General features: G+C 47.4%; 21 protein-coding genes. 11 read left to right on the top strand and 10 right to left on the bottom strand.

What is annotated here, in order from left to right:
* Positions 1-6: 6 nt before the first annotated feature.
* Complete coding sequence (locus IFU39_RS07680; RefSeq protein WP_192132056.1) at positions 7-1647, bottom strand: sensor domain-containing diguanylate cyclase; 1641 nt, start codon at positions 1645-1647, stop codon at positions 7-9.
* Between the two features lie 301 nt (positions 1648-1948).
* Between IFU39_RS07680 and IFU39_RS07675 the strand changes: the two genes are divergently transcribed.
* Genes IFU39_RS07675 through mnhG form a run of 6 tightly spaced genes read left to right on the top strand, consistent with a single transcriptional unit; the run spans position 1949 to position 7857 of the window.
* Complete coding sequence (locus tag IFU39_RS07675; protein WP_192132054.1) at positions 1949-4903, top strand: Na+/H+ antiporter subunit A; 2955 nt, start codon at positions 1949-1951, stop codon at positions 4901-4903.
* A gap of 1 nt (position 4904) precedes the next feature.
* Complete coding sequence (locus IFU39_RS07670) at positions 4905-5243, top strand: Na(+)/H(+) antiporter subunit C (RefSeq protein WP_036670645.1); 339 nt, start codon at positions 4905-4907, stop codon at positions 5241-5243.
* Positions 5236-6714: a Na+/H+ antiporter subunit D gene (locus tag IFU39_RS07665; RefSeq protein WP_192132052.1), complete on the top strand. Its 1479-nt coding sequence runs from the start codon at positions 5236-5238 to the stop codon at positions 6712-6714. Before IFU39_RS07670 ends, IFU39_RS07665 begins: the two co-directional genes overlap by 8 nt.
* 6 nt (positions 6715-6720) lie before the next feature.
* A complete protein-coding gene (locus IFU39_RS07660) occupies positions 6721-7197 on the top strand; it encodes a Na+/H+ antiporter subunit E (protein WP_091016876.1) in 477 nt (158 codons plus the stop codon).
* Positions 7197-7481, top strand: a complete 285-nt coding sequence (locus tag IFU39_RS07655; RefSeq protein WP_017688855.1) for a Na(+)/H(+) antiporter subunit F1 — start codon at positions 7197-7199, stop codon at positions 7479-7481. The genes IFU39_RS07660 and IFU39_RS07655 overlap by 1 nt, the downstream gene beginning before the upstream one ends.
* The gene (gene mnhG / locus IFU39_RS07650; RefSeq protein WP_074094788.1) at positions 7465-7857 is read left to right on the top strand and encodes a monovalent cation/H(+) antiporter subunit G; all 393 of its coding nucleotides are present in this window, start codon (positions 7465-7467) and stop codon (positions 7855-7857) included. Before IFU39_RS07655 ends, mnhG begins: the two co-directional genes overlap by 17 nt.
* Positions 7858-7985: 128 nt before the next feature.
* On the opposite strand, the gene IFU39_RS07645 is transcribed toward mnhG, so the two are convergent.
* The 6 genes from IFU39_RS07645 to IFU39_RS07620 all read right to left on the bottom strand — a co-directional run bounded on the left by IFU39_RS07645 (position 7986) and on the right by IFU39_RS07620 (position 15955).
* Positions 7986-9101: a rhamnogalacturonan acetylesterase gene (locus IFU39_RS07645; protein ID WP_244660938.1), complete on the bottom strand. Its 1116-nt coding sequence runs from the start codon at positions 9099-9101 to the stop codon at positions 7986-7988.
* 107 nt (positions 9102-9208) lie between these two features.
* Positions 9209-10228, bottom strand: coding sequence for a dienelactone hydrolase family protein (locus IFU39_RS07640; protein WP_192132048.1), 1020 nt, complete (start codon positions 10226-10228; stop codon positions 9209-9211).
* A gap of 191 nt (positions 10229-10419) precedes the next feature.
* Positions 10420-12666, bottom strand: a complete 2247-nt coding sequence (locus tag IFU39_RS07635; RefSeq protein ID WP_192132046.1) for an MMPL family transporter — start codon at positions 12664-12666, stop codon at positions 10420-10422.
* A gap of 113 nt (positions 12667-12779) precedes the next feature.
* Positions 12780-13934, bottom strand: coding sequence for a type III polyketide synthase (locus tag IFU39_RS07630; protein WP_192132044.1), 1155 nt, complete (start codon positions 13932-13934; stop codon positions 12780-12782).
* A gap of 241 nt (positions 13935-14175) precedes the next feature.
* Positions 14176-14796, bottom strand: coding sequence for a flavin reductase family protein (locus IFU39_RS07625; RefSeq protein ID WP_192132043.1), 621 nt, complete (start codon positions 14794-14796; stop codon positions 14176-14178).
* A 166-nt stretch (positions 14797-14962) separates the two neighbouring features.
* Positions 14963-15955, bottom strand: a complete 993-nt coding sequence (locus IFU39_RS07620) for an iron-hydroxamate ABC transporter substrate-binding protein (protein WP_244660926.1) — start codon at positions 15953-15955, stop codon at positions 14963-14965.
* A gap of 232 nt (positions 15956-16187) precedes the next feature.
* Between IFU39_RS07620 and IFU39_RS07615 the strand changes: the two genes are divergently transcribed.
* Positions 16188-16832 (top strand): hypothetical protein, encoded by a 645-nt coding sequence (locus IFU39_RS07615; RefSeq protein WP_192132039.1) that lies wholly within the window; start codon positions 16188-16190, stop codon positions 16830-16832.
* Positions 16833-16970: 138 nt separating this feature from the next.
* Here the strand turns inward: IFU39_RS07615 and IFU39_RS07610 are convergent, their stop codons facing one another.
* Both IFU39_RS07610 and IFU39_RS07605 read right to left on the bottom strand, forming a co-directional pair.
* Positions 16971-18206, bottom strand: a complete 1236-nt coding sequence (locus IFU39_RS07610) for a multidrug effflux MFS transporter (protein ID WP_192132037.1) — start codon at positions 18204-18206, stop codon at positions 16971-16973.
* Between the two features lie 6 nt (positions 18207-18212).
* Complete coding sequence (locus IFU39_RS07605; RefSeq protein WP_105598476.1) at positions 18213-18956, bottom strand: GTP pyrophosphokinase; 744 nt, start codon at positions 18954-18956, stop codon at positions 18213-18215.
* Between the two features lie 245 nt (positions 18957-19201).
* On the opposite strand from IFU39_RS07605, the gene IFU39_RS07600 reads away from it, so the two are divergent.
* Entirely contained in the window at positions 19202-20080 is an 879-nt protein-coding gene (locus IFU39_RS07600) for a prolyl oligopeptidase family serine peptidase (protein ID WP_091017721.1), read from the top strand.
* An 85-nt stretch (positions 20081-20165) separates the two neighbouring features.
* Positions 20166-20882 (top strand): YoaK family protein, encoded by a 717-nt coding sequence (locus IFU39_RS07595; RefSeq protein ID WP_192132035.1) that lies wholly within the window; start codon positions 20166-20168, stop codon positions 20880-20882.
* Positions 20883-21009: 127 nt separating this feature from the next.
* Here IFU39_RS07595 and IFU39_RS07590 read toward each other — a convergent pair whose 3' ends face one another.
* Complete coding sequence (locus tag IFU39_RS07590; protein WP_192132032.1) at positions 21010-21906, bottom strand: LysR family transcriptional regulator; 897 nt, start codon at positions 21904-21906, stop codon at positions 21010-21012.
* Between the two features lie 138 nt (positions 21907-22044).
* Between IFU39_RS07590 and IFU39_RS07585 the strand changes: the two genes are divergently transcribed.
* Both IFU39_RS07585 and IFU39_RS07580 read left to right on the top strand, forming a co-directional pair.
* Positions 22045-22788, top strand: a complete 744-nt coding sequence (locus tag IFU39_RS07585) for an O-methyltransferase (RefSeq protein WP_197997727.1) — start codon at positions 22045-22047, stop codon at positions 22786-22788.
* Positions 22789-22825: 37 nt separating this feature from the next.
* A complete protein-coding gene (locus IFU39_RS07580; RefSeq protein ID WP_091016894.1) occupies positions 22826-24136 on the top strand; it encodes an MFS transporter in 1311 nt (436 codons plus the stop codon).
* Positions 24137-24139: the final 3 nt, after the last annotated feature.

Genomic DNA, 24139 nt, shown 5'->3' with positions numbered 1-24139 from the left:
TATACGCTAACGATCCTGCTTCAACTCGGAATAAAATGTCATTCTGTTCTTGCCTGCACGTTTGGACTCATACAAAGCTTCGTCCGCCATCCGGATAATCTCACTTGGATTGTCGCTGTTGGTTGGATACTCAGCACCTCCAATGCTACATCCAATTCGAATTCGCTCGTATTCGATAATAAACGGCTTGTTCAGACTTTGAATGATGGCTTCTGCATAAGCCATGGCTTCTTCCCTCGGATGACTTCCAACAGACTGAAGTACAATCAGGAATTCATCTCCGCCCAATCGGACCGTTATACCCTTCTCCTGACCAAGAGCAGACAGTCGCTGGGCCACTTTCTGTAGTAGCACATCTCCAGTTTGATGTCCAAGTGTATCGTTGACCCGTTTGAATCCATCGAGATCCAGATAGAGAAAAGTCAGCGTGTGATTTTCACTTTCAGTCTCCAGAGACTCCTCCAGATACACTTCTAGGGCAGTGCGATTCGGCAGACTAGTCAACTGATCAAAATGCGCCAGATTCTGCATCACGACCAGCTCCGAGTTTTTATTCATAAGAGAGGTCAGCATATCCCGAAGCGAACGGGACAACACTTCAATCTCCTTAATCCCTTTAATCGCAGGAATTTCAAGCTCTTCCCCTGCACGCAGTCGATTGGCTACTCTGGTAAGACGCACAAGTGGGGCAGAGATCAGACGTGAGACAAACCAGCCAATCAGTGCAAACAGTACGGTAACGGCGAGTCCCGACCACACATTAAACCACATCAGGTCAAACACAGAAGCAAAAGCAGATGACTTGACTTGACGAATGACTACGGTCCAGCCTAATCCGGGATAATCCAGATGACCCTGGCTGTAGGCAAATCCTGTCACATATTCCTTACCATCTGGCCACTCTTCAATGGACCAGCTGCTTTTGTTGCGCTGGGCCTCTTCGATGCCGGGCAATGCCAACGGTTTACCGATCCATTCCTTCGGCCCCAACAGCACTGTACGTTCCTTTTTGCTTACGATAAAGAACTCAATGTCTTTTTCTTCCCTTTTCAATGGGGCAAGCACGGACTCTTCGACTTCCTTCGCCCATTCCCAACTTAAATGTGCAGCGAGCACACCCTGAATATGTCCCTTGCTATCCTTCAGCGGAAAACTGATATCAACAAATTGCAACGGCTCTTCCGTTGGATTCGGAAGCAGCTTGGCAAGAAGTACTGCATTATGCACATCTCCAATGAATTTACCCTTGATTCCCTCCTGATACACAGGTCGCTCTGATAAATTTTCCCCAAGCAAGATACCATCCGTGGCAGCTAACACTTTTCCCTTCGGGTCCATGAATCCAACCCATGAGAATGAGGGAAAGCTATCTTGTAACTGATCCAGCAGCATCTGAATCTCATCAGGTTGAAATCCATCTTCCAACGAAGCCATTTGACCCAGCAGGTCCAGTTCACCCGCGCGAGCGGACATGAATCGATCCAGCTTGTCCGAAGCCTGTGAGGCCGTGCCTGTAAGCGAGTGACCAATCTCAGTCTCTACAGCAACAAATGACTTTTGGCTAAAAATAGACCCAATCGTCAGAGTAACCAGCAAGGATAACACAGCAAAGATGACAGTAAGCACAGTTCTAATTTTGAATGACATTATTTCCTCCATTACACGGTGAAACCATCTTGCTTTTCAACATAACTATGCTGTAAAGAGTACACGGAATGTCACCTAATCGTTTTCATATTTATCGGAACTTGTGTGTTTTTTTATTATACATGCCCATACAATATTATACTGAAATCTTCACCGTGTTTCTTCCATTCAAAGAATAGACACGATTCTGTATATACATACTTGGGTTATGAATATAGAGAGCAAGCATATCCTTCAAAGGATCATGCGCCTGTATGTCACAGAGAGAGTAATCGAAATACTAAACATTGGGGGTGTAATGTTGAGCCTGCTTCATGTTGCTGTTATTCTGCCTTTTGCCGCTGGCATTCTTCTTGCCATGCTGCATCGTTTCTTCCGTAAAAACCATTTGGGATGGCCGGTTCTCCTTGTCCCGGCACTATTATTTGTATACTTTGCGAGTCTCATACCCGCTGTGTCACAGCGCAATACCGTAGCCGGAAATATCCCGTGGATTCCTTCACTGGACATTGGATTTAACCTTTATCTGGACGGTCTGAGCCTCATGTTGACACTGCTAATCACCGGAATCGGTGTCCTCGTTGTTCTCTACTCCATCTTCTACATGGATATGAAAGAAGCGCTGAACCGTTTCTACCTGTATCTGTTGATGTTCATGGGAGCCATGTTGGGCGTGGTGTTGTCTGATAATATGATCGTGCTCTACGGATTCTGGGAATTGACCAGTATTACGTCGTTCCTGTTGATTGCATTCCATTACAAACGTAAAGCCTCGACTTCAGGAGCACAAAAATCATTCCTGATTACGGTATTTGGCGGTTTCGCCATGCTTACCGGATTCATGATGATGTATCTCATTACCGGAACGTTCAGTATTCGTGCAACCATTGCAGGATTGGGTCAGTTTCAGGAAAGCGCACTATTTCTACCCGCACTTATCTTGATCCTGATTGGAGCTTTCACCAAGTCAGCTCAGTTCCCGTTTCATATCTGGTTGCCGGATGCCATGGAAGCTCCAACACCTGTTAGTGCCTATCTTCACTCAGCCACCATGGTCAAGGCCGGACTGTACGTTGTGGCCCGGTTTACACCGATCTTCGGTGGACAGGGACTCTGGTTCTGGCTCGTTACTGGCGTTGGTCTTCTGACTTTGTGTTATGGATCATTCCTGGCGGTGAAAAAAAACGACCTCAAAGCGATTCTCGCCTATTCGACCATCTCTCAACTTGGTCTGATCATGTCCCTGTTAGGGGTTGGATCTGCTGCTCTCTACTTCGGATATGGCGAGTCCTCTGCGATGTACACCGTGGCAATAACCGCTGCGCTGCTTCACCTGTTTAATCATGCGACCTTCAAGGCCGCTCTGTTCATGGTCGTAGGGATTGTTGATCATGAAACGGGTACACGTGACATTCGGAAGCTCGGTGGACTTGCTTCATTCATGCCAATTACATTCACCGTGGCATTGATCGGTTCACTTGCCATGGCGGGTATTCCGCCGTTCAACGGATTCCTGAGCAAGGAGCTATTCTTCCAGGCGATGGTGGAAGTCACGCATCTGCGAATCTTTGGACTTGGGTCCTGGAGTGTTCTATTGCCGGTATTCGCTTGGCTTGCAAGTGTGTTTACCCTGATCTATGCGCTTATTATCGTGTTCAAAACATTCCTCGGTCGTAGCCAAAGCGAGATCCCTGCCGAGAAGCTGCACGAAGCGCCCGCTGGTATGCTCATTCCGCCCGTTGTTCTAGGTGTTCTTGTCGTTGTATTCGGACTCTTCCCGAATCTGCTGGCCGGATCACTGATTGAACCGGCCATGGCCGCTGTGCTTCCATCCCTCTTGAATGGGAATGAGCGCTTCGATGTACATTTCTCCCTGTGGCATGGATGGACTCCGGAACTGATTATGACGATCGGAGTTGTGATTCTCGGAATCACTCTCTACAAGCTGTTGCCACGATGGAGGAATATTTATGAGCACTATCCACAAGGATTAACCATTAACAATATGTACCATGTTGTATTGGATAATCTCCAGCATTATGCACGCAAATGGACGGAAGCCTATATGAATGGCTCGGTTCGTAATTATCTGGTTTACATTTTTTCATTCACGGTCGCCTTGTTGGTCTATGCCTTCTTCCGTTCAGGAGAGAATATCACCTGGAATCTGCAGGGCAATGCACCTTTCTCATTTTATGAGGTCGTTCTGCTAGTCACGCTCATCGGTGCTGCGGTTTCAATTCCTTTTGCCAAAAACAGACTGTCGGCAGTCATTATGACGGGCGCGGTTGGTTACATCGTAACCCTGCTGTTTGTACTCTTCCGGGCGCCGGATCTGGCATTGACACAGATGATTGTTGAGACCGTATCCGTTGCATTGTTCCTGCTTTGCTTCTACCATCTGCCTGAATTGCAACGTGGCAAATCAAGCCGCAGTTATCTCACGGTAAATATGATCGTAGCGATTGCAGTCGGAGTTGTGATGACCTTTGTAGCTCTAGCTGCAAGCGGAACAGCATCACTGGATAGCATTTCTACCTTTTTCCTTCAGGAAGCGTATGAGTCTGCGGGTGGTAAAAATGTCGTGAACGTCTTATTGGTTGATTTCCGTGGCTTCGATACGTTATTGGAGATTATGGTGCTTGGCGTTGCTTCATTATCCATCTACTCCATGATTAATCTGAACCTCGAAGCGAAAGATCTCGGAGCTCGCTTGAAGTTCCGTAAGAAGGACGAAAGTCAGGAGTCCGAACCTGCTCTGGATGATGAAGCGGACAATACGAAAAAGTATGGTAACCGGGAACGGAGCTCATCCTCGTGGGATACTGTACCTTTGCAGAGTAATGATGTATTGCTGCAAACAACCACCAAGGTCGTTGTGTTCATCATTCTAACGTTTGCCATGCACCTGTTCTTCGCAGGACACCACAATCCGGGCGGAGGTTTCATCGGCGGCTTGGTAACAGCGGCGGCGCTCGTATTGATTGCCCTGGCATTCAGTACAGATACGATACGCAAAGCGTTACCCGTTGACTTCCGTGTTCTAACTGGGATCGGATTGGGTATAGCGTTACTGACAGGTGCAGGTTCATTTATATTCGGAGTTCCATTCTTAAGCCAAACCTTCGGTTATTTCGAACTTCCTTTGCTGGGAGAGACAGAACTCGCCACGGCCATGCTGTTTGATCTTGGCGTGTATCTGGCTGTCCTGGGTGTCACCATGACCATCATTCTACAGATCGGGGAGGATCGCTGATATGGAAATATTGATGTGCGTAGCCGTTGGCATTCTGTTTGCGGTTGCCGTCTTTTTAATCTTGTCGCGGAGCCTGCTCCGTATCGTACTTGGCATGTCCATACTAACCCATGGCGTGCATCTGCTCTTGATCACCATGTCACGTCTCAAAACCGGGGCACCACCACTGCTTGGGGAGATGGCTGAACGTTATGTCGATCCTCTTCCTCAGGCTTTGATACTAACTTCAATTGTAATTAATTTTGGACTCACTGCGTTCTTCTTTGTTCTCTCCTATCGTTCTTATCTGAAGTTAAAAACAGACGATATGGAAGAAGTAAGGGGGCGCCCATATGAATAATCTCGTCGTTCTGCCAATTCTGTTGCCTTTGGTTACAGGTGTTCTGGCTTTGCTCTTTTTCCGAAAGACAAATATCCAACGGATCATTAGTGTCATCGGACTTTTGTTTACAGCAGCGGTCTCGACGATACTCATTACTCGTGTGACTCAAAATGGAGTACTAACGCTTAATATGGGCGGATGGGCACCTCCCTATGGCATTGTGCTAGTAGCTGACATGGTGTCTGCCTTGCTTGTTGTTGCTGCTTCCATCATTGCGCTGGCTTGTCTGCTTTATGCATTCCGCAGTGTGAACAAGGAGCGAGAAGAACATCACTTCTATCCGTTCTTCCATTTTCTGATTGCAGGAGTTAACGGTTCATTCCTAACCGGAGATTTGTTCAACCTATTTGTTTGCTTTGAACTGATGCTCATCTCTTCCTATGCACTGATTGTATTGGGTGGTACGGAAAGACAGCTTCGGGAAACGATTAAATATGTCTTGATTAACATCGTTTCTTCAGCTCTTTTTGTCGCTTCCATCGGCTTCCTCTACTCCATAACTGGCACACTGAACATGGCAGACTTGTCCGTCAAAATTGCTGAAGTGGGACAGAGCGGAGTCATTACCTTAATTGCTGTTCTCTTTCTGATCGTATTTAGCATCAAGGCCGGGCTGTTCCTGTTCTTCTGGTTGTCGGGCTCTTATGCGGCACCACCTGCCGTCGTCACTGCATTGTTCGCAGGATTGCTTACCAAGGTTGGCTTGTACGCGATTGTGCGAACATTCACACTGATCTTCTATCATGATCCTGATTTCTTCCATACCCTGATCGGATGGATGGCTGGTGCTACGATGGTCCTTGGTGTCATCGGTGCGATCTCCTACCGCGATGTGAACAAAATTCTCATCTACAACGTGGTCGCAGGTGTAGGTTTTGTCGCTTTTGGTATGGCTTCAGCCAGTCGCCCTGCGCTGGAAGGTCTGCTCTTCTACATGCTGCATGACATGTTGATCAAAACATTGCTCTTCCTGCTCGGCGGTGCCTTGATCGCTGTTGCAGGAACATCCAAACTGGACAACATGGGCGGGCTGATCCATCGCTATCCGCTGCTCGGCTGGATGTTTTTCATTAGTGCACTTGCCTTGGCGGGCTTGCCTCCATTCAGTGGTTTTCCGGGGAAGTTGCTTCTCTTTGAAGGTGGCTTGCAGGCAGGCTTGTATGGTCTGACCGGCATTGCGGTACTTTCGAGCTTGTTGATGTTATATTCGGTACTGCGCATCTTCATACAAGCGTTCTGGGGCGAAGCGCCAGCCGGGGTTGCCAGACGCCCATACGCGGTGAACGGCCTGCTGATTCCTGCCGGAATTCTGTTTGTATTCATCATCGTAATGGGTGTGGGGGCTGAAGGCATGTTCCAACTGACCTCCCGCGCAGGCGATATTCTACTGCATCCCAATATTTATATTGATGCCGTATTGAAGGAGTAGATGTCTATGGCCTTTCAGATTGTACTGAATCTTATCATTGCTTTTGTATGGATGTTTCTGAACAACGCCTGGAATGGTGTTGGTTTTCTCATAGGTTACCTGCTCGGACTGCTTCTTATCGGGGGAATGCGCAGATTCTTCCCCCAGCGCTTCTATATAGTGCGAGTCTGGGCCATCTTCAAACTGATTACATTGCTGTTCAAGGAACTGGTGCGAGCCAGCATTGAGGTTATACGCCAGATTATCAAGCCCAAGCTCGACATAAGGCCCGGTATTTTTACGTATAAAACTCAATTGTCCTCGGATTGGGAGGTCACCCTGCTCTGTCTGCTTATTTCATTAACACCAGGTTCTCTGCCACTTGAGATCTCGGGTAATCAACGCAAACTGTTTATCCACGCGCTGGATATCAAGGATGAACAGAAAATGAGAGATAATATTCAAAACACATTCGAAAAAGCAATTATGGAGGTGACGCGTTAATGTTATCCTCACTGTTGTTCATCTCATTGCTCATTCTCTCCTTAGCCATACTAGGGTGCTTGTACAGGGTGCTTCGGGGACCATCCATGGCTGATCGGATTACAGCATTGGATACCATTGGCATCAATGTGATTGCTATCGTTGCCGTACTGTCGATGATGTTGCAAACCCAGGCCTATCTGGATATCATCTTGCTGATTGGCATTCTGGCTTTTCTAAGTACAGTGGCATTTGCACGTTATATTGAACGGGGGGCGGTATTCAAAAATGATGGAGATCGTTAAGGTAACCACTGAAACCGCTATAGGTTTACTCGTACTGCTCGGTGCACTACTCAGTGCACTCAGTGCATTCGGACTTATCCGTCTGCCTGATGTATATCTACGTGCCCATGCCGCAACCAAAAGTATGACACTTGGCGTGTTCTGTGTACTAAGCGCTACATTTTTCTACTTCTGGTACTTCGATAACTATATCAGTGCCCGCTTGTTGTTAGGTATTCTGTTTGTATTCATTACGGCTCCTGTCGCCGGACATCTGAACGGACGGGCCGCCTATCGCACAGATGTGCCACTCTGGGAGCAGAGCGTTCAAGATGAACTGGAACCCTTGTTAAAAGGTAAAAAAGTGAACCATGAAGCCAAGGATATGATGGAGTAATCCCCAGCCTGGGCATAAAAAATACCCCCAAGGATCAGCCTCCCGTTTCGCGGCATGTTCCCGGGGGTATTTTTTAATTTTTCATAAACGGATCAACACTGATTATGCAGATTGATTAAGTAGTAAAGTCAGAATCCATTCAGTCCCTGTCTTCTTAGATCCGCAGCCACAATACGTGCAAGCTCCGCAGCCCCTTGACGATTCGGATGCAGACTATCCCCTGTCATATACAGAGCAAGTGTTGCTGCTGGACCAATAGACGTGAAATAGGCAGAACTCAGCTTGTTCAGTTCAAGAAGGGTAACCCCCTCTTCCTGAGCGAGTGCACGTGTGGATTGATTGTACCAGCGGTTCTCCGCTTGATGTACATTCGCTGTATTAAAGTCTGTTGCCCGGCCCTGAGGCGTGGAGAGGATAACCGTTGCTCCTTTGTTTTTCGCCAGACGCACCATATCCCGCATAATCTCTTTGAACTGCGCCTCCGTTGTATTATTCTTGGCATTGGTATCGTTAATTCCAAATTGCAAAATAAAATAGTCTCCCGGCTTGATATACTTCAGAATCGCTTCCATCTGACCATCATCGCGGAAACCTCTCGCAAATTGACCACTTGACGCCATATTTCGAACCTGGAAGGTGGAATTGTTCACATAGGACGGAAACAGCTGTCCCCAACCTCCTTGTACACTGCTACCCAGCGGATAGTAATTACAAACTGTTGAGTCACCACCAATGTAGATCGTGCGGTTGGTAACGGTCTGATTGGATAACTTCCGGATTTCGAGTGCACTAAGTGTGAAGGCCGTACCTGTCTTTCCTTCTGTAACCAGCAGGTTTAATTGCCCGTCAGTCACCGGAATTTGAAACTGGTCCGTTGCCCCGTTTCCCGTCATATTGATGATCTGGTAGACACCTTCTGCAGCCACGCTGGCTCTGGCAGTATTGCCTAGGACCACTTTAACTTCATATAGTCCATTGGACAGATTCACATTGAAGGTATTGGTGCTCTTGGTACCGTACGTCAGAAACTGCACAGCGTCACTCTTAACCCCGCTTCCTGAGGCAGACACATTCCTCATCTGTGCAGGTGTGTTGAAGCCATAACCTTTCGTAGGCGTATAGGCATCTCCTGCGGACACGCCTGTGTAACCGCTCTCAACAGCGCCCGAACCAAAATCAAATCTGTAATTGTCCGTTGCCGCTTCGGCGACTTGCCCTTCATTGCTTCCCAGACCGATGCCCATTGTACTCGCAAACAGAACAAAACAGAGCAGAAGCTTTACCGATATTGACCATTTCATCACTGAATTCTCCTCTCGAATCAGAATTATATTGGTGCACGATCCACACTTCACAGAACTTGATCAAGCCAGTCATAAGCCTTAGCTCCGCTAATCTCATGTCCACCTGTAAAGAAATCCGCATCCAGTGATTCTGATGCTCCCGCCTGCTCATATATGTGTGTCAAACGGGCATACGCTTCTCTCGCTGCATGGATCGGGAACACCTGATCATCACTTCCGGCTTCAATAAAAAGTGGCCTTGGCACAATCAGGCCGATGAGATCCGGCAACTCCGCTTCACGCAGGATACCTGGTACATAGTTATCCAGACAATGGTTCCGATCCAGTATGCTGCCCTGGAATGTACTAGCATAGCCACTTACTACAGTTGCCCGGAACCGTTCATCCAACGCGGCTGTAAATGCAGTCACCAGCCCACCGCCCGAGATACCCATGCTTCCAATTCGCTCCGAATCCACTTCTGGCCGAGTCGATACATAATCCAGTACACGTGTTGTTTCATACACCCTATGACCGGCGAGGGTCTTCCCCACCATGAGCAGATGCGCAGCAATCTTCGTACAGGAACTTACTCCTGGTGGCGCATCGCGGTCCTCTTCCAATCTTCGATCACCAAATCCGAGCAGCTCTGGAGCCGCAACCACATAACCACGCTTCACAAGCGCTACAGCAAAGTCCTTGTGTAATCCGGGCTCTCCTGTCCGTGGCGACCCATCCGGTTCCATACCCGATATCTCTCGGCTACCGTAGCCATGCCCATGACAAGCAACGATAGCAGGTCTCTTGTTATCGGTAATGCTTCCATCACCCGGAATTAATAAATACACAGGCATGCGAAGTCCTGCATAGGTCGTAATTTCAATTCGCTCCCGAATATATCCGTCACATGTAATGCGCTCCAGTAAGACAGGATTCAGTGCGGCCGCCATCGTGGGAAAACCGCCCAGCCGTTCTTTCACACGTTTACGTAACTGATTGCGCCATAACTCCAGGGGTTGATCTGCATGATACGCGGAACGACCACGAAGATTCGTTTGTTGTTGTAGATAGGCTTCAATATCAGACATGGGCCTGTGTCCCTCCTGTTTTTCGTAGGATAACGTAGATATAAGACTGTCATATGGAATTAATCCCATCCATTATAGAACATGGATGTCACCCATGAATTGAACATGTTTGCCTGTTTTGAATGGAATCACACGATTTCTAGCCAAAAAAAGGATATCTCCAACCTGAAGACAGGTTACGGAAATACCCTTCATTTTATCTGCCCTGGCAACCACCAGTTCCACCTGCCCATTAATTTCATCAATGCAGGTACCAGTATTAGCCGGATCAACGTAACGTCAATCAACACCGCTGCCGTGATTCCGATCCCTAGCTGCCTCACACCTGCAACTTCAGCAAAAGCAAACGGCACGGTCACCGCAAGCAGAATGGCCGCTGCGGAGGTAACCAGACGGCCTGTAGAAGCCAATCCCTGTTGGACAGCCACATCACTGTCTCCGGTTCGTCTATACACTTCCTGAATACGGCTCAGCATAAACACACCATAATCCATGGATATGCCAAACACCAATCCTGCAATGAATACAGGAATCATAATGGCAATGGCTGACGTTTCCATCCCCAGATGTCCTTCATTAAACACCCACACCAATATGCCAAATGAAGCGGCTAAGCTAAGCAGATTCATCAAAATTGCCTTGATTGGTATGAGCAGAGATCTGAATGCTGCCAGTAACACAAGATAATTGGATACCACTACAAATACTAGCACTTTGGGCAGTTGACTTGTGACTTCCTGCATGATTTCAACCTGCTCGGCAGCTTCCCCGCCATAACGCAGTTTTACGTTGGTGGAACCAAGTGTATAATCGCTCTTCCTCATTCGTTCCAGCCAGTCTGCAACCTGTTCCGAACCAGGCTCCCCGTGCACCGTGGCTATCAATCGAATCGAATGATCAGAGACCGTTGAACGCAGCCATGTCGTCCTGGTTGACTCCTTGCCTTCTATGGAAGGAGTGAGCGCCGACGGTGGAATTTGAAAAAGGCTCTGCGAGCCATTTTGATTCGGCTGTAATAGGCCCCATGGTGAAACAATGCTCAATACGCCTGAGTCCTGCAGTAGCTGACGGGCTTTGTTGTGAGCCATCTGCCAGTGTGAGGCAGTTAACAGTTCCTGCTGTCCGCCAATCACGATCTCGATGGCGGAGGTATTCTTTTGCCCCAGATCATATTGCAACTGCTCTGCTGCTTGGCGGGACTCCATTCTCTCTGGCAGTGAAGAAGCATTCGGGACGGACAGTTCCAGCCGGGGCACTGGATAAACACACAGGAGCAGCACAACCGTACCTCCAATGGCCATACTGACTGGTCGTTTCATGACCATCGCTGACCATCGATGCCAGACTGAACCTCTAGGTAACCAATGGAATAACTTTCGCCTGAATACACGATTCGCAGACAGTGATAGCAGAGCTGGCAGCAGCGTAACATTTAATAGTAGCGATAGGAGCAGAACAATAATGGCCCCCAAGGAGACACTCAGAAACATCGGCAATCTGATCCAGAGCAAACCCAGCAGCCCAAGGAGCACGCAAGCTGCCGAGAACAACACCGCTCTGCCTGCTGTACGTAATGTTTGCTGAAGAATCTTGCTTCGCAAAATCTCGCTCTGCATATCTAGGCTGCTGCCCGTAACGTTAGCTTTGCCTTCATCTTCATAGGCCCGCTGAACTTCTTCCCTGTACCTGCTCAGAATGATCAGGGCAAAGTCTATACTCAGTGCCATGCCCACCATGGGAATCACATTAATGATAAAGTTGGACAATTCCAGGTGATAACCAAGGAGTGACGTGACTCCCATAGCGATAATCACAGCACTGATCCCCATCATGACAGCAATCAACGCGGCATATAGCCCCCTGAATGCAAAACACAAAACGATCAAGGCAATCGGCAGTCCCACCATCTCTGCCCGTTCCAGATCACGAAAGCTCAGATGATTGACATCCTGCTGCACGACTGCCTTTCCAGTCAATTGCACCGTACCTGGACCGTCTGTTGCCAGCACGGCGCGCAACTGCTCCAGCGGAGGACCCATCTGATGCGCGGGCACATCCATCTTCACAAGGGCATATGCCCTATGCTCTTGCAGCGTCACCCTTTCGCTAGCATCCAAAGGGGATGTGATAGAGGTTACCGCAGGCAACACTTGAACCTGTGTCAAACGATCCTTGATCCACTGCCGGAACTGTAACCGCGAGGTATTTTCCTTTTTCTCAAACACCAGAATAACCGGATCAGCAGGAGATCTGAATTCTTCCTCCAGAACAAGTCCAACCGCTTGCGCATCCCCGTGAACCCGTTTTAATCCGTGATCTTGAACAATGTCAGGTAACTTCCATGCCCAGACCGCTGACATCCCGATGATAAATACCCAGCAGAGAATAATGAACCGCGGATATCGGCTGATGAAGGCAGCAAGTCTGCGATAACCCATACCTAAGCTCCTCTGCGATCAGATTAGTATTCGATTATATTCATCGGTAAGGGTAAGATCATAAGCACATTCAACCACTTGGGGTGTATATCTCCTTCACTCGGGTTCGCGAACTATTGGATGCCATGATTCACAGGTGTTCTGTTCGCTATGGGGGCAGGGATGTATGTAAACGGAAGTAACTCTGCTGTCAGTCCCGGGCCAAAGGCCAGCGCGATCCCACTGGAATGTTCTTCCTTCTGTCTATAATCCTCGCGGATGGCTTGAAGAACAAAAAGAATCGTCACGGACGACAGGTTGCCATAATCCCGCAGGATGTTTCGGCTGTAGGAGACCTGCTCATCTGTCAACTGATACAGCTTCTGAACGGCATCCACGATGCCTCTGCCTCCCGGATGTATCGCCCATATTTCCGGTAAACCGCTCCCCTCGAGCAATCGTTCTACCTCTGGACCGAGATGCAAACCAAGCAGCTTGGGAATCTGTGGTGACAGGTAGAGATCAAAGCCTGTATTGCCCACTTCCCAGATCATTTCTTCTGTACAATCCGGGAGCAGCGTTGAGTATCCACGGCCTAGTCGAAAACATTCATTGCGGTCTGTCCCAGACGCACCAATAACACAGGCAGAGGCACCATCACCAAAGAACGATGCAGCATACAGGTCGTCCCGTTTGGCAGATGGCTGAAAGTGAAGTGTACATAGTTCCACGCACACGATGAGAACTGTAGCCTTCTGATCTGTCGTTACAATGGAATTCGCCAGTTGGATCGCCTTCAGACCGGCTGCACATCCTTGAAACACCAGTGGAATCCGGTTGATCTGCGGTGACAGTTCAAGTTGCTGGATCAGCCGAACATCAAGTCCGGGCAGGAATTGCCCCGTGCAACTCACCGTAATGAGATGTGTAATTTCCGAGGAGGATACGTCTGCGTCCTGAAGCGCCTGTCCGGCCGCCTCCAGACCAAGGGGAACAGCAGCAGCTTTGTATTTGCCCATACGCTCGGATGTAGTCGGAACCTCCTCCGCATTGGTAAAGGGTAAATATCGGCAAGAATCAACAGGCTCAAGCAGATTCGGTTCACACGTATACCGAGTTTCCACACCGCACTGATTAAAGATCCGTTTGGCCCATCTTCTCGCATCTGGCTCATGTTCCAGCGCTTGCGCGAGACGGGCAGATACATCCTTTTGCTCAATACGGTGGGCAGGCCACGCCGTTCCTATTCCCATAATACTTGCCCCTGTACTTTCCTCAAGCTGGTTCATCGGCTTAACCCCCTATATAGTCTTGTCTTTCGTAATCAAAAGTGGGCTTTTTAAACATCCTATATATCAAATAGGTTCATATAGAAATGTGCAGGATATAGTACAAGTCTATTCACTTCCTGTCCCGTTTATGTTCATATCACAACAAAAGGCGGACAACCTATGCGAGTTTCGCATGTGTTGTCCGCCTTTATCAACAGGGTTAAACCCTTTCACAAATTACATATAGGATCTTTCATAACTATTCAGGTCGAATTATGGTGAATCTCTCTCCGAGCTTGGCATAATCATTACCCGCCAGTCGGCTGACTGGTTTCAAATGATCCATCAGGATATAGCCCTTGTCCGGATTGTAGACTTGTTCGCTGAAATGATACTGCACTATGCGTACCAGCAACAGATCACTCATCGGTTTGCCATCATCGTTGGTAATGGGAATGTGCTGATACAGCTCACACTCCATCCGGATAAGTGCTTCCTTTATTCCTGGCACGGTGACCTTTGTACTTGGCACTGTAGTCAGTTTCGTCCGTTCAAGCTCACTTTCATGGGGTTCAAGGATAGCTGCTGTCTCATTTACTTCTGCTATGATTGCTTCATCACATATATGCACGACCAGTTCTTGATGAGCAAGTACATTACGTGCAGTATCTTTCATAATGCCGTCTTTACGTGCAATGGATATGGATAACAGCGGTGGGTCCGAACTGACCACATTGAAGAAACTGAAAGGCGCTGCATTGATTACATCATTCTCATCTGAACGTGTTGTCACAAAAGCAATTGGACGTGGCACCACCGAACCACTCATCAGTTTATAGTTATCTCTTCCCGTTATTTCACGTGGATCCAATGTATACATATGTAATATCCCCTTCCCTGCTCGTGTAACAAGTGTCAATTTCACTTCAAGACACGATCACACACTCATATTTATTATATAACGTAAAATGCTGAATTAACAAAAAAACTCCCTGGTGCCCATTGCACCAGGGAGTAGGAACATGCTTTTTCATATCGACGAATTCTTATTTAACAATGCTGTTCTGAATGTCTTCCATAATTTGAAGGTTCGCTTGAACTCCACTATACAACCAGCTGCTAGACCGGGTGAATTCAAACAAATTGCCATTTTTTACAGCCGGGATACTTTGCCACACTGGATCTTTCAGTGCTTCCGCCCCAGTACCTGCATCACTATTCACAAAGAACAAGTAGTCTACATCCATTTCCGCCAGCTTCTCCATAGAGATGGAAGACCAGTTACCTGTTGCATTGGCAGAGATTTCTTTTACAACTTCAGGCTCTTGAAGTCCAAGTTCTTTGTACATTACTTCTCCACTTGATACGTTGTCACTTACAATAAAGAACTTGCCGCTAACCAACCAAATGGCCGCTGCTGATTTTGTTCCACCTGTAACGTTGTTGATCTTTTCCTTGATTTCTGTAGCTTTAACTTCGTAATCATCCAGCGCTTTTTGCGCTTCATCACTCTTATTCAAAATCTCACCGATTTTCAGTAACGTTTTACGCCAGTCGCTATTGATCTCATCGCCAAGTACATAAGTAGGTGCAATTTTACTGTACTGTTCGTATTTTTCTCCTTCAACCACACTTTCAGAACCAACAATAATCAGATCCGGGTTAAAACTTGTTACCGCTTCAAAAGGCAGATCAAAAGCAATCGTTGGGATACCATTCAGATCTTTTTGCAGATATTCCTGGATTCCGTTGGCTACCGACCACTGAGCAACTGGCTTAACACCTAGTGTTACCAAATTGTCTTCCAGATAAGACGCGATGACACGCTCCGGATTAGCCGGGATGGTTACTTTGTGTCCCATTGCATCTGTTAATGTGCGCGCTGTAGCGGATTCTGTTTGCGTCTCTGTCTCCGTTGTTGTATCTTTCTCTCCTGCTGCTCCGTTCTCTGCCGGCTTCGCTCCACACGCTGCCAACCAGATGGACATAACCATCACCGTAATCAGAAGCATGATCATCTTTCTATTATTCTTAAGCAATTTGTTAACCCCTCTCATTTCATTATGAACACCTTATTCGGCGTTATTGTGACAGATTTTAATGTTCAAAAATATTGATACTATTATTGATACATATAATATCCGTATGTACATTTGACCATTTCCATTGACAATGATAATTGTTATCAGTCCAGTTGTCAATCCGATTATGTCCCGAGTGGATCACATAAAATCTTCTTGGCGAGATTCACATATAGGCGGATGCCGCCATATGCTGAATGCAGAATACGACGACAGGAAGGATGTTCTGTACATGTATTACGAATATAACCCTTATCTAAGTTATGGAGAAGACCGTTCCTTTCAATTGCCTCCACTGTTCCCAGGCGGTGGCGGCACACCGGGTGGTCCAACGTTTCCTGGTATACCTGGCGGTCAAGGCTCCTATCCTCCATACATTCCAGGTGGAGGACCCGGTCCATATATCCCTGGAGGCACTCCAGGTACGATCCCGGGTACAGCACCGGGCGTACCTGCGCAGCTGACTCAAGGCAATCTGCCCACCCTGCTTAGTGCCTATCCTCGTCCGGTAGGTCAGCCTCCGGCAGAAATGCTTTTTCTGTATAACCTGATCAAAAGCAGCCCGGGTCTGCTTCCGCTCTTCCTCCAGCAACAGCCGCAAAGTCTCACTCAAGCTGTGCAATTTGCACAGACGGGTACAGCGGCACCACGAGATAACGAAGAACGTGCGCTGCCCAACTTTTGCTATAACCGATGGTCCCTTGTCTTCACATACAATGATGTCTACCTGATGTGGCCTGCGATTAATCTGTTTGGTTTTGTGGTGGGGTACTTCTATCCATTCCTCACGCCAGGTATACTGTCCAATACACAAATTTTGTTTGCGCTCTGCTAAACTTGTCCTTACCTACAGCAAGAGCCTCACTTGGAAGCATAATTCCTTCCAAGTGAGGCTCTTGTTCGTTCTTTAACCCAAAATAACTTTACACTATTTTAAGACTCCATAAACGCAAGGTGTTCAGAATCAGTACATTTAACTCAACACTTGATCGTTCTGGCGCTTCCTGCCTCTACTGACCATTAGGAAGTAAATCACCAAGGCACCGAGATCAGCACACCCGATAACGATTCCCATTGGCACAGCTGTGCCTTCTCCCCCGAGACCTACGAGGGGAGCGACAATACCACCGAACAGGAACGTCATCACACCAATAAGCGCAGACGCACTGCCTGCCGATTTCTCCTGATTGGCCATCGCCAAGGCGAAGGACGCGGTATTGACCAACCCAACACTGGATACCACCAGAAATAACGGAATCAGTACAGAGATTAGATTACCCTCAGCCAGAATGGCGATGAGCAGTGAAGTTCCTCCGAGCGCCGCGGTTAGCAGCCCCGCGATTAACAGCCGGGTCTCAGATACCTTACCTGCAAGTCTGCCGGCAACCTGACTGGCCAGAATAATACCAAGCCCGTTTATGGCAAAGCAAACACTGAATATTTGCGGCGATACCCCGTATATCTTCTGAAGCACAAACGGTGAACCGGATATGTAGGCAAACATGCCAGCGGCTACGAACCCCTGGGTTAACGCATAACCCATAAACTGACGATCCCCTGCGATTTGCCGAAACGTAATCAGGGTCTGTTTCAATCCCCCGCTTGATCTGCGGTTGGAGGGCAATGTCTCTCCAAGGCCGAAAATAACAGCCAACAGCGTCAGAATACCGATGAGGCTAAGCAAAATAAATACGCCGTGCCATGACGTATATGTCAACATTTGTCCACCAATGATCGGTGCAGCAATCGGGGCTACGCCGTTAATCAGCATCAACAGGGAGAAGAACCGTGTCAGTTCCGGGCCTGAATATACGTCTCTGACGATTGCGCGCGAGATGACAATCCCTGCCGCTCCAGCTACACCCTGAATGAACCGCAGCACAACAAAAGAGCCCATCGTCGGGCTGACCAGGCAAAGTATGGAGGCGATAGTATAGAGCACAAGTCCTGCAATGAGCGGTGTTCGCCGACCACGTACATCACTTAGAGGTCCGGCAAGCAACTGTCCAACCGCAAGTCCAATCATACACGCCGTCAGACTGAGTTGAGCATACGAAGTAGATGAACCAAACTCATCAGCCAGTGTAGGTAATGCGGGTAAATACATATCCAGGGACAACGGCCCGAAGGCCGACAACGTCCCCAGAATTAAAGCCATCCGTACACGGGATGTGGAGTTTGTGTTCAATGAAGCCATTGTACTCTTCATCAAATATTACTCTCCGCTACCCAGTAGCTTGAGCAGGTTGGACGGCAGTGTGAACTGTTGATTGTTAATAATAATACGGCGCAACTCTTCTTCATCCCGCTCGTTATCGGCGTCCTTAATCTCCTGAATTTCCCGGTGAAGTCGCTCCATCTGTTGATCCAGTGCATTTGCCGAATCTGCCGCACTTTTCAGTTCCTTGGTCAAATGCTCGGGAACATCCTTATTGTATTTATAAAAAATCTTATGCTCCAGACTCGCCCAGAAATCCATCGCGATTGTACGGATCTGGATCTCCACACATGCTCGTTCCTCACCATTGGACATGTACACAGGCACTTCCACCAGAAGGTGAAGGCTTTGGTAGCCGTTTGGCTTTGGATTCTCGATGTAGTCTTTGACCTCCAGTACACGCAGATCACTCTGGTTGCACAGCATATCCTTAATGCGATAGATATCCGAGATAAAGGAACATGTAATCCGTACCCCGGCGATATCCTTGATATTTTGCTTGATGCTCTCAAATGTTAACTCATGATTTTTGCGGAACATCTTGTTCATAATGCTCTCAGGAGATTTCAGTCTGGACTTTGTATGCTCAATTGGACTGTAATCATGCAGAGACTGGAATTCTTCCTTCAGGACTTCAATCTTGGTCTCCATTTGATCCAGAGCAAATTTATAGATCATCATAAATCTGGTAATTTCATATTTGAATTTCTTGAATTGATCGATTGGATGTGGAGCGTTCATCATGGCTTTCTCCCTTTCTTTCTGCACACTAAAATTAGTTTTATGAATATGAGAACAAGCGGTCAATCCACATGTCTCCTGAACCATTATAAATCATATGGAGCCAATAAACGAATTTCTCACATTTGGGCTGGCGATCCAGCGTGGAAGGTATGGGAACTTATTTTACGTGCATCCTATAGAAACATCCCTGTCATTTGGCCTGTTATTACCGATGAAAGAGGTTGATTTTCCTGCTCTATCAAGTGACGTATTCATCCGATACACTTCGGGTTAAAGCTTATTTATACCTGCCACAAGGTTGTTCATTACCTGATATCACGACATATGAAACTTCTCATTTCGACTCTGTCTCCTCTGCCTTTCCGAAATTCGCTTCAATACATACATCTCTACATTTGCAACCACTCGCCAGCCACTACCCTTCTGCAACAATGCATGATACGGATAATATACCGGAACAATGGCCTGTGCTGATCTATTGTCGCGGCGGACTTGGCAGCTATGGCGGGGTAAATACCGTTTGGCTTGAGCAATTTGTACATAAAGGTTATATCGTGTTCGCCCCATCCTATCGTGGCAACGAAGGTGGTGAAGGCCGTGACGAGTATGGCGGGAAAGATGTCGAAGATGTGCATGCCGCATACCGGTTGATGCAGCGTTTACCTTTTGTCGACCGGACACGGATATCGTTAATGGGGTTCTCACGTGGGGCCATTAATGCTGTACATACCGCAACTGCCTATAATGAGGGACCGGACAAAGTACATAAGTTAGTTCTTTGGAGCGGTGTCGCCGATGTGGAACGCACTTACCATGAGCGAACCGACCTGAGGCGCACATTGAAGCGGGTATTAGGTGGTTCCCCTCGCACAGCTCCGGAAGCTTATCTCGCCCGTTCTCCCTTATCCAAAGCGAACAAACTATCTTGTCCGGTGCTGATCATGCATGGTACATCAGATACACAGGTGAACTATAGCCATGGAACCCGAATGTATCACTGGCTTAAGCGCCGAGGTGCGGATGTCACATTTCACGCTTATGGCGGGCAGGATCATCATTTTCACGAGAAAATACATGAGTCAGCAGTGAACAATATGTTTGATTGGCTCGCTGCACCTTAAATCTTGCACTATGAATTCATTTTGAAGAAGCATGGGTTATGGCTGTATACTAGAGGGGCTACGTTTTTTTGAAAGGACGGATAGGATGAATCAAAGCACCCTCCAAAAATACGCCATGCTGCTTCTCTGTATGTCTGCCGGAATGGTGGATCTGATCGGATATCTGGGACTGGGGCATGTGCTCACAGCCAATATGACGGGAAATATTGTTTTGTTGGGTATTGCCATTGCCCGTGCTCAGGAATTTGTTGTAATTCGGTCATTGCTTGCTCTCATTGGTTTTATTGCCGGCAATGCCATTGCAGCACATATGGTTGGACATGTGCAGACCAAAAATGGCTGGTCCTCCAAGGTCACAGCCGTATTTACTGTTGAAAGCATATTGCTCCTGCTGTTCGCCATCGCCATGATTAGTCCATTTTCAGAACAACTGTCTTATCTGTTAATTGTCATCCTAGCCGTTGCAATGGGGATGCAAACAACTGCGGCACGCCGCATTGGCATTGCTGGCATCTCAACAACTGTGCTCACCAATAATTTGGCCGCTGTGGTTGAGGATACCGTAAGCATCCTCAAAAAGCTGCGACATGCCAATATCCGATCGTTAGCCAAAGCCTTGTCCACAGACTCCTACCTTCGTGCAGGTGCTGTTGTCATCTATTTGATCGGCGTCATTGCAGCCGCATTGTTATTCCACCGTGTGCCCATGATTGCAGTCTGGATTCCTGTCCTGATCATTGGCGGCGTAACCCTATACGCCCGATTACATGCATGGGGAACATCACAACAAAGCGAAAGTTAATAGTTGAAGAAGCAACCCATTCATTTTTAAAAGGCTGTTCAAAAGTCCGCTTTAGGGTACTGAAAACTGGTCTTTTTAAACACATATTTTAAGTTATTTTAAGTTATTTTAAGTACAATCACGCTATTTATTTCATCAAAGACGCCTCTTGGCGGATAAGCTTGACAAGATGCTGTGCAGCAGGTGATAATACCTCCCCGGCTCGTGTACATACAGCAACCGTATTTCTCAGCTGTATACCTCGAACAAACACACGTGCCAGCCTGCCTTGCTGCACATCTTCGTTCACAACCAAAGAAGATATAAAGTTGGCCCCATAACCTGCCTTCACCGCACTAATCGTTTCGTTCAGCCCGTTGAACTGAAGCGCAATGCGGGGAGCGGCCAGGTTATTTGTAGTGCAAAGGGAAACGAGTCTCTCACGCGTGGCACTGCCTTCTTCGCGCATGATGAACGGTTCTGCCATCATCTCATGCAGCTCGATTTCTTTTCCCGCATACGGATGGTCAGGGTGCACAACAAACCACATCTCATCGTCAAACAATTCATCCCATTGGACACCCGCATGTGTAATGCCACTTCCACCATACACTGCAATCTCTGCCTCATAACGAAGCAACTGGTCAAATGCCATCCGGGTGTTGGTTGTGCTCACAACAATCTCCACATCCTCGTGCATTTGCTTAAACCGCGCGATCCAGACCGGCAACAGAAAATTCGAAGGCAAGTAGGTTGCTGTAAGACGGATCAGTCCTTTCTTGCCCTCCCGAAAATCCTGCACAAAATTCTCAACATCCTGCTCCAGCATGAACAGACGTTCCGCATATCCTGTTAACTGTATCCCCGCATCCGTAAGCACCAGTCTTCTTCCCTCCGAAACAAAAAGCTGGATTCCTAATTCACGTTCAAATTTCTTCACCTGAGAAGATACCGCAGGCTGACTAATATTTAGTTCCTCTGCGGCACGAGTGACCCCGCCATATCTCACAATGGCATGAAATAATCGTAATCCATGCAGATTCATGTTTACACCTCTTCCACGTCAATTACATAATCTAAAGTTATATTAACATACATAATATATATTTTATTTATATATCCACTCCATTTATAGTTGAAATATGAAATCCAATACATGAAACAAGGAAAGGAACATGTGAAGATGAATAATATAAATACGACCAACCTACAGCATACCTGGACTCAAGTCGACGACTACATGAATGATCTGCTGATTCCATCAGATTCCCTGCTGGAACATACACTGCAAAGCAATGCCGAAGCTGGACTCCCTGCACATGACGTAACACCAAATCAAGGAAAGCTGCTTCAGCTCCTGCTGCAAATCCAAGGCGCATCCCGTGTACTTGAAATCGGCACATTAGGTGGATACAGTACCATCTGGATGGCAAGAGCGCTGCCTGAACACGGACGTATCGTCTCCCTGGAATCGGAATCACACCATGCAGACTTGGCTCGAGCCAATCTCACACGAGCAGGACTGTTGCACAAGGTAGACCTGAGAGTTGGTCCTGCCCTAACCACCCTTCCCGATGTTCAGGAAGAATACAGGGAACCGTTTGATATGATCTTCATCGATGCTGACAAACCGAGTAATCCCGATTATCTGAGATGGGCCCTGCGACTGACTCGGCCGGGAAGTCTTATTATTGGTGATAATATCGTCAGGGACGGTGAAGTGATCCGCACAGACAGCACAGACCCTAGAGTTCAAGGTGTTCGATCATTCCTGCAGTTGATCGCGGATCACCCTCGGCTTGAAGCTACAGCACTGCAAACCGTCGGTAGCAAAGGTTACGATGGATTCGTCATTGCTCGTGTGATTATGCCCCTGAACCAAAATAAACAGTGGTCAATTCTTCCGCAAATTCCCCTTTCCTGTTAAACTGGAATCACTGCACAGGCAGACTGGGGGGAACCACTTGAGAGTTTTACAACATATTAATGATGAAATTCGCGGCTGGTCCCGCAATATTCAACTGTTTTTCCTGGCTAGCATTCTGTATCAGATCGGAAATGGCATGTTCTCTGTCTTGTACAATCTGTACATTCAGGGTCTGGGCTATAATGATACAATGAACGGCCAGATTGTAAGTATTCAATCACTCGCAACAGCCATTATGTTTGTTCCTATCGGTCTATGCGGTGATCTGTTCAGCCGCAAGCGATTACTCATTACCGGGGCATTATTCAGCGGAATCTTTCTAATCGGACGCTCCTTCGATTATTCAGCTACAGGACTGATTTGGTTCGCGGTATTTTCTGGCCTTTTCGCTGGGGTATTCCAAGTATTGGCCATTCCTTATCTGGCGGAAAACGTCAAAAAAAGCCAGCGGCTGAAGATGTTCAGTTATTATTCATCCCTTGTGCTCGCTTCCCAGGTTCTTGGTAGCCTGGGTGGCGGCGTATTTGCAGATTTGTTACATACGGCAGGACTCGCCAAAGTGACCGGATTGCAGACGGTTTTATTTGTCGGTGGTGCAGCAACACTGGCTGCGTTTATTCCACTGTTATTTGTAACCGAAGGCAAGGCTGCTCCGCAGACAACCATTCCGGCACAATCAGATCTTCAACCCAATACAAATCTAAAAGAAAGTTTGACGAATACCGCCAACACGAATGATTCGATCACCAAGAAAAAAGATTCCCGACTGATTGGTCAGTTTATAGTGACTCAGTTGTTAATTGGATTAGGTTCCGGACTGGTTGTACCGTATTTGAATCTGTATTTCACCAATCGGTTCTCGGTTTCTCTCAGCGGCATGAGCTTACTGATTGCACTTGGTCAGATTATGACGATTGTATCCATGCTGATTGGTCCTACCCTGGCAGCAAAGGTCGGAAGCGTAAGAGCCGTTGTCATTTTCCAGGTCATGTCGCTGCCCTTCCTTCTATTAACAGGTTTCACCAATCTGTTGTTCATCGCTTCGCTCAGTTTCTTGTTCAGACAAGCATTGATGAACGCAGCCAATCCCATTCATTCAGCCATACTGGTGGATCGGATCTCGGACAAACGCCGCGGCATTGCCAATTCACTGATGCAGACCTCGTTTATGATTGGTTGGGCGACCATGGGACCTGTTCAATCCTATCTGGTCACCACATATGGAACATACTGGGGTTACGCGATCACTTTCAGCATCACAGGCTGTCTATACGTTATTTCATCACTGATGTACTTTGTAATGTTCAGAGAACCCAAACCTTCCGCTAGGGCTCTCGCAGGATCTTAATGA

It is taken from the genome of Paenibacillus sp. CFBP 13594 (assembly GCF_014842675.1).
GTDB classification, from domain to species: Bacteria; Bacillota; Bacilli; order Paenibacillales; family Paenibacillaceae; genus Paenibacillus; species Paenibacillus amylolyticus_B.
This window is presented reverse-complemented; position numbering and strand designations above follow the sequence as displayed.